Origin of the sequence: Jatrophihabitans sp. (assembly GCF_051960575.1) — a bacterium.
Lineage (GTDB): Bacteria > Actinomycetota > Actinomycetes > Mycobacteriales > Jatrophihabitantaceae > JBQCEE01.
This window is the reverse complement of the sequence record NZ_JBQCEE010000238.1, coordinates 1-4,646: the sequence shown is the minus strand read 5'-3', so window position 1 is coordinate 4,646 and position 4,646 is coordinate 1. Positions and strand designations below refer to the sequence as shown.

General features: G+C 73.7%; 5 protein-coding genes. 2 read left to right on the top strand and 3 right to left on the bottom strand.

Features of this window, described 5'->3' with window-relative positions:
- Positions 1 to 79: 79 nt before the first annotated feature.
- The 3 genes from ACTHMS_RS13105 to ACTHMS_RS13095 all read right to left on the bottom strand — a co-directional run bounded on the left by ACTHMS_RS13105 (position 80) and on the right by ACTHMS_RS13095 (position 3,303).
- The gene (locus ACTHMS_RS13105; protein ID WP_440307112.1) at positions 80 to 982 is read right to left on the bottom strand and encodes an HAD family hydrolase; all 903 of its coding nucleotides are present in this window, start codon (positions 980 to 982) and stop codon (positions 80 to 82) included.
- A gap of 101 nt (positions 983 to 1,083) precedes the next feature.
- Positions 1,084 to 2,346 (bottom strand): DUF5667 domain-containing protein, encoded by a 1,263-nt coding sequence (locus ACTHMS_RS13100; RefSeq protein ID WP_440307111.1) that lies wholly within the window; start codon positions 2,344 to 2,346, stop codon positions 1,084 to 1,086.
- Positions 2,347 to 2,460: 114 nt separating this feature from the next.
- A complete protein-coding gene (locus ACTHMS_RS13095; protein WP_440307110.1) occupies positions 2,461 to 3,303 on the bottom strand; it encodes a sigma-70 family RNA polymerase sigma factor in 843 nt (280 codons plus the stop codon).
- Between the two features lie 142 nt (positions 3,304 to 3,445).
- Here ACTHMS_RS13095 and ACTHMS_RS13090 point away from each other — a divergent pair, with 142 nt between their 5' ends.
- Positions 3,446 to 3,694, top strand: coding sequence for a glutaredoxin family protein (locus ACTHMS_RS13090; protein ID WP_440307109.1), 249 nt, complete (start codon positions 3,446 to 3,448; stop codon positions 3,692 to 3,694).
- A 171-nt stretch (positions 3,695 to 3,865) separates the two neighbouring features.
- Positions 3,866 to 4,645: a redox-sensing transcriptional repressor Rex gene (locus ACTHMS_RS13085; protein WP_440307108.1), complete on the top strand. Its 780-nt coding sequence runs from the start codon at positions 3,866 to 3,868 to the stop codon at positions 4,643 to 4,645.
- Position 4,646: the final 1 nt, after the last annotated feature.

Below are 4,646 nucleotides of genomic sequence, written 5' to 3'. Positions count from 1 at the left end.
CTGAGTGGGTCGGGACCCGGCTGGGCCATGAAGATCCGGACGCAGCGCGCTGTCCGGACGGTGCGGGACGGGCGCGGGGTCAGGCGGCGCGCGGGTGCAGCGCGCGGCGGCGGGCTGCGGCGACGGCCCAGGCGCTGGCGGAGCCGACCGCGCTGACCGCGGCGGGGGTCGCGTCGGCGGCGATGCGACGCCGCACCGACAGGCCGGCCGCGACGCCGCCGACGGCCGCGCCCAGGCCGAGCGCCGTCGGGATGCCGATCCTCGCCGCCTTGCGTCCGGTGCGGAAGTCGTGGATCTCCCACTCGCGCTCGCGGGCCTCGGCCCGCAGCGCGGAGTCGGGGTTCACCGCCACGGGATGGCCAACGAGCGAGAGCAGCGGCAGGTCGTTGATCGAGTCGGAGTACGCCCAGCAGTGGGCGAGGTCGAGCCCCTCCCGCGCGGCGAGCTCGCGCACGGCCGCCGCCTTCGCCTCGCCGTGCAGCACCGTGCCGACGAGCCGTCCGGTGTAGACGCCGTCCTCGCTCTCGGCGACGGTGCCGAGCGCGCCGGTGAGTCCGAGCCGGTCGGCGATGATCGTGGCCAGCTCGACCGGCGTCGCGGTGACCAGCCACACGCGCCGGCCGTCCTCGAGGTGCCCGCGGGCGAGCGCGTGTGTGCCGGCCCAGATGCGGTCGGCCATCTCCTCGTCGTAGATCTCCTCGCCGAGGCTGACGATCTCGGCGACCTGCTTGCCGGCGACGAAGGCGAGCGCCGACTCGCGGCTCTTCTGCAGGTCGTCCGGGTGCTCGCCCTGCACCCGCAGCCGCACCTGCCGGGCCGTGAAGCGGGCGAGGTCGCGCCAGGTGAAGAGGTCTCGGGCGGCCATGCCCCGCGCGAAGTGGTAGATCGACGCGCCCACCATCATGGTGTTGTCGACGTCGAAGAACGCGGCGGCGCCGTCGACCTCCGGCCGGGCCGGGGGAACGGGGTCGTCGGGATGCACGCGACCAGCCTAGGGGCGCGCGTGGTACCGCGGGGCTACCGTCCGTGACCGCTGGGCGACGTCTCAGCGAACGCTGGACGTGGACGTGGTGCGCCCGCTCCTCAGTGCCCGATGTTCGCCGAGATGCCGCACGGGCCGAGCGTCAGGCCGAGGCCGGGGACGCCCGCCGTGATGCCGCACGAGCCGGTGCTGACGGTCGGCACCTTCACCGGCGGGATGGTCGTCGGGACGGTCGGCAGCGGCAGGGGCAGCGACGGGAGGCCGCCGTTGCCGGTCGTCGTCGACCCTGCGGGCGCCGGCGTGGTGCTCGTCGCACCGCCCTGGCCACCGCCGGTGCCGGCGCCACCGCCGGACGGCACCGTCACCGGCGTCGTGCCGTGCGTGCCGGCCGGCGCCGAGTGGGTGCCCCGCGGCGCGGACGTGGTCGGCACCGAGGTCGGGGCCGGCGTGCCGACGCCGGGCGGCGTGACCGAGCCGCACCCGCTGACCGGGATCGGGCCGAGGCCGTTGCTGTCGCTCGTCGTCGGGGTGGCGCAGCCGGCGACCGCGGCGAGGCGGGCGGCCTGCGAGCGAGCCTGCTCGACCAGCTGCTGCGACGCGTCGGCGCGGTCGGCCAGCGGGCCGGACGGCAGGCGGTCGAGGATGTCCTGGAAGCGGGCGAGCTGGCCCGGCGCCCAGCGCAGCAGCGCCTGCAGGGGGGCGCCGGAGTGTCGGCTGACCGCGAGGGCGCTCATCGCCCGCGAGGCCTGCCGCAGCTCACTGTCGGCGTCGGACAGCGTCGAGCGGACGAGGGCGGCGGTGCCCGGGCTGACGCTGGCCGGGTTGTTCGGCGTCGCGTTGTCGTCGGCGAGCAGGGCCAGCACCTCGTTGGTGCGGTTGGTCGCGAAGGACAGCAGGTCGGCAGCCTTGTCGCCCGGGCTGGACGCGGTGGCGAGCTCGAGGTTCTCGCTGGCGCGCTTGAGCGAGTAGAGCGTGTCGCCGGGCAGCGCGTGCCGGCTCAGCACGGTGGCGCCGCCGAGCAGGATGCCGAGCAGGGCCACGCAGGCGGTGACGATCGCGAGCGGGCGCCCGAAGAACGAGCGGCGGCGGGTCGACTCCTCCGCGGCGGCCTGGGTGTTCAGCGAGGCGCGGGCGACGGTCGCGGCCGGGGCGGCCGAGGTCTCGGCGGCGACGCCCTCGGCCACCAGGCGCGGCGCGACGGCGACGAGCTGCGCGCGCAGCTCCGCCTTGAAGTGGGCGCGCGGCGGCGGGACCGGGTCGAGCGTCTGCAGCTGCGCGACGATCGCGCGGATCGTCGGGTCGGACGACCGCGCGGGGTCTTCGAACCGGCGGGAACCCAGCAACGGCACGCGATGCTCACCCATCTGCGCCATCCCGAGTACCCCGTGCCATCCCTGTCGTCGATCCCGCGTGCGCGGCCTGCACCCCTGTCAACGACCGGAGGGCCGAGGGGTTACGCCCGAAAGCGCTGTGGATCTTCATGACAGGTCACTGCCGATCAGGTCGGCCAGCTTGCGCACGGCGCGGTGCTGCAGCGCCTTGATCGCACCGTCGTTCTTGCCCATGATCTGCGCGGTCTCGGCGACCGACAGACCCTGGATGAACCGCAGCATCACGCACTCGCGCTGCTCGTCGCCGAGCTGCCGCACGGCCTGCATGAGCCGCTCGGACGTGAGCACCTCGAGCACGGCGGACTCGGTCGACTGGGCCCGCTCGTCGCCCTCGATCGTGTCGCCGGTGGTGACCTCGAGCCGGTTGCGCGCGGACTTCACGTGGTCGAGCACGATGTTGCGCGCGATCGTGACGAACCAGGCGCCGATGTCCCGTCCCTGGTAAGTGATCGTCGAGATGCGGCGCAGGGCCCGCAGGAACGTCTCGCTCGTGAAGTCCTCGGCGAGCGCGCGGTCGTTCACCCGGTAGTAGATGAACCGGTAGACCATGTCGAAGTAGCGGTCGTAGAGCTGGCCGAAGGCCTCGCCGTCGCCGCCCTGCGCGAGCTGCACGAGACGCCAGGTCTCGACGTGGTCGTCGTCGATGCCGGTGGGCGACGGGCCCGGCTCCCCGGTCGATCCGACCGGGTGCGTGGCCGAGGCGGGGTGCGGGTGGGGCCGCGGGCGGGGGCGGGTGGCACGGGCGGCCGACGGCGAGTCGAGCACGTCCATGCGGAGGCCACCGATGCCCGCGAAGGCGGGCGTCACCTGACCGGTCAGTACCTCGTTGATCAGGGCGGCGAGACGCTCGAGCCCGGGCGTCCAGCCGGTGCTGCGCCCACGGTCGCCGGCACCGCGCGCAGGCGTACCCGCGGGTGGGGGGACCGGCATGGGGCGCCCTTCGGCTGGCGTAAAACGCGTGTGAGGTAGGCATCTAGTGTAACTGCTGACACGCGCCGTGAGAACCCCGTGAGTTCGCCCTTTTTCTCCGTGGTCAGCGGGGCGTCGGCGAGGCGCCGAGCAGAATGGGGTCATGGCGCCGCGGGACCACACCGTCACGGTCATCACCCGCGTCGGCTGCCACCTCTGCGAGACGGCCGAGCAGACCGTCGCCCGGCTCGCGGCCGAACTCGGGTTCGCCTGGACGACGCTGGACGTCGACGCCGACGACGCGCGGCGCCACGAGTACTCAGACCGCGTGCCGGTGATCCTCGTCGACGGCAAGGAGCACGGCTTCTGGCGGGTCGAGGAACGACGCTTCCGCAAGGCGCTGAAGAAGTAGTCGACAGGACCGCTCGACGGCGTCGGACGGCCGTCATCTGCGGGTCATAGCACGGCCGAGACGATTTGGGAAAACTTTCACGAGCGGCGTACCGTCCGATGTTGTTCCAGCCCCTACCACACGGATGTAGCCGGCCCTCGGCGGCCTGCCATCGAGTCCGTCGAGGTGTCGATGACCGCATCGCGAGACGACCGTCGCGCGCCCGCCGTCGCCGCTGCCGGGCACCGCGCGGCGGCCGCTGCCGTCACCGGTCCGTCCCTGTCGGTCGACGGCCGCTCACTGGCCGCCTCGCCCGACGTCCGCGCCATCCCCGAGGCGACCGTCGCCCGGCTCGCGACCTACCTGCGAGTTCTCACGAACGGTGACGAGACCCCCATCGGCACCGTCTCGTCGGACGAACTGGCGCTCGCCGCGGGCGTGAACTCGGCCACGTTGCGCAAGGACCTGTCCTTCCTCGGCTCGAACGGCATCCGGGGTGTCGGCTACGACGTCGCGACCCTGGTCGAGCGGCTGTCGCGGACGCTCGGACTGACCGAGCACCGTCCGGTCGCCCTCATCGGCCTCGGCAACCTCGGCCAGGCGCTCGCGGGGTACGGCGGGTTCGCGTCCCGCGGGTTCCGCATCGCCGCGCTGATCGACGTCGACCCCAACCGGGTCGGCACCGTCGTCCGTGGCCTGCGCGTGCGGCACCTCGACGAGTTCCCCGCCGTGGTGGCCGAGTGCCGGATCGCGATCGCGGTGCTCGCCGTGCCGGCGGCCGCGGCCCAGGAGGTGTGCGACCGCGTCGTCGCGTGCGGCGTCAGCAGCATCCTCAACTTCGCCCCGGCCGTCGTGTCGGTGCCGGGCCACGTCGACGTCCGCAAGGTCGACCTCGCCGCCGAGCTGCAGATCCTGTCGTTCCACGAGCACCGCAAGAACGGTGCGCTCGCGTCGGGGATGGTGCGGGCATGAG

Excerpts from the sequence above, each read along its gene's own strand:
- ACTHMS_RS13100 (WP_440307111.1), bottom strand. The coding sequence starts at position 2,346 with ATGGGTGAGCATCGCGTGCCGTTGCTGGGTTCCCGCCGGTTCGAAGAC.
- ACTHMS_RS13095 (WP_440307110.1), bottom strand. The coding sequence starts at position 3,303 with ATGCCGGTCCCCCCACCCGCGGGTACGCCTGCGCGCGGTGCCGGCGAC.
- ACTHMS_RS13090 (WP_440307109.1), top strand. The coding sequence starts at position 3,446 with ATGGCGCCGCGGGACCACACCGTCACGGTCATCACCCGCGTCGGCTGC.
- ACTHMS_RS13085 (WP_440307108.1), top strand. The coding sequence starts at position 3,866 with ATGACCGCATCGCGAGACGACCGTCGCGCGCCCGCCGTCGCCGCTGCC.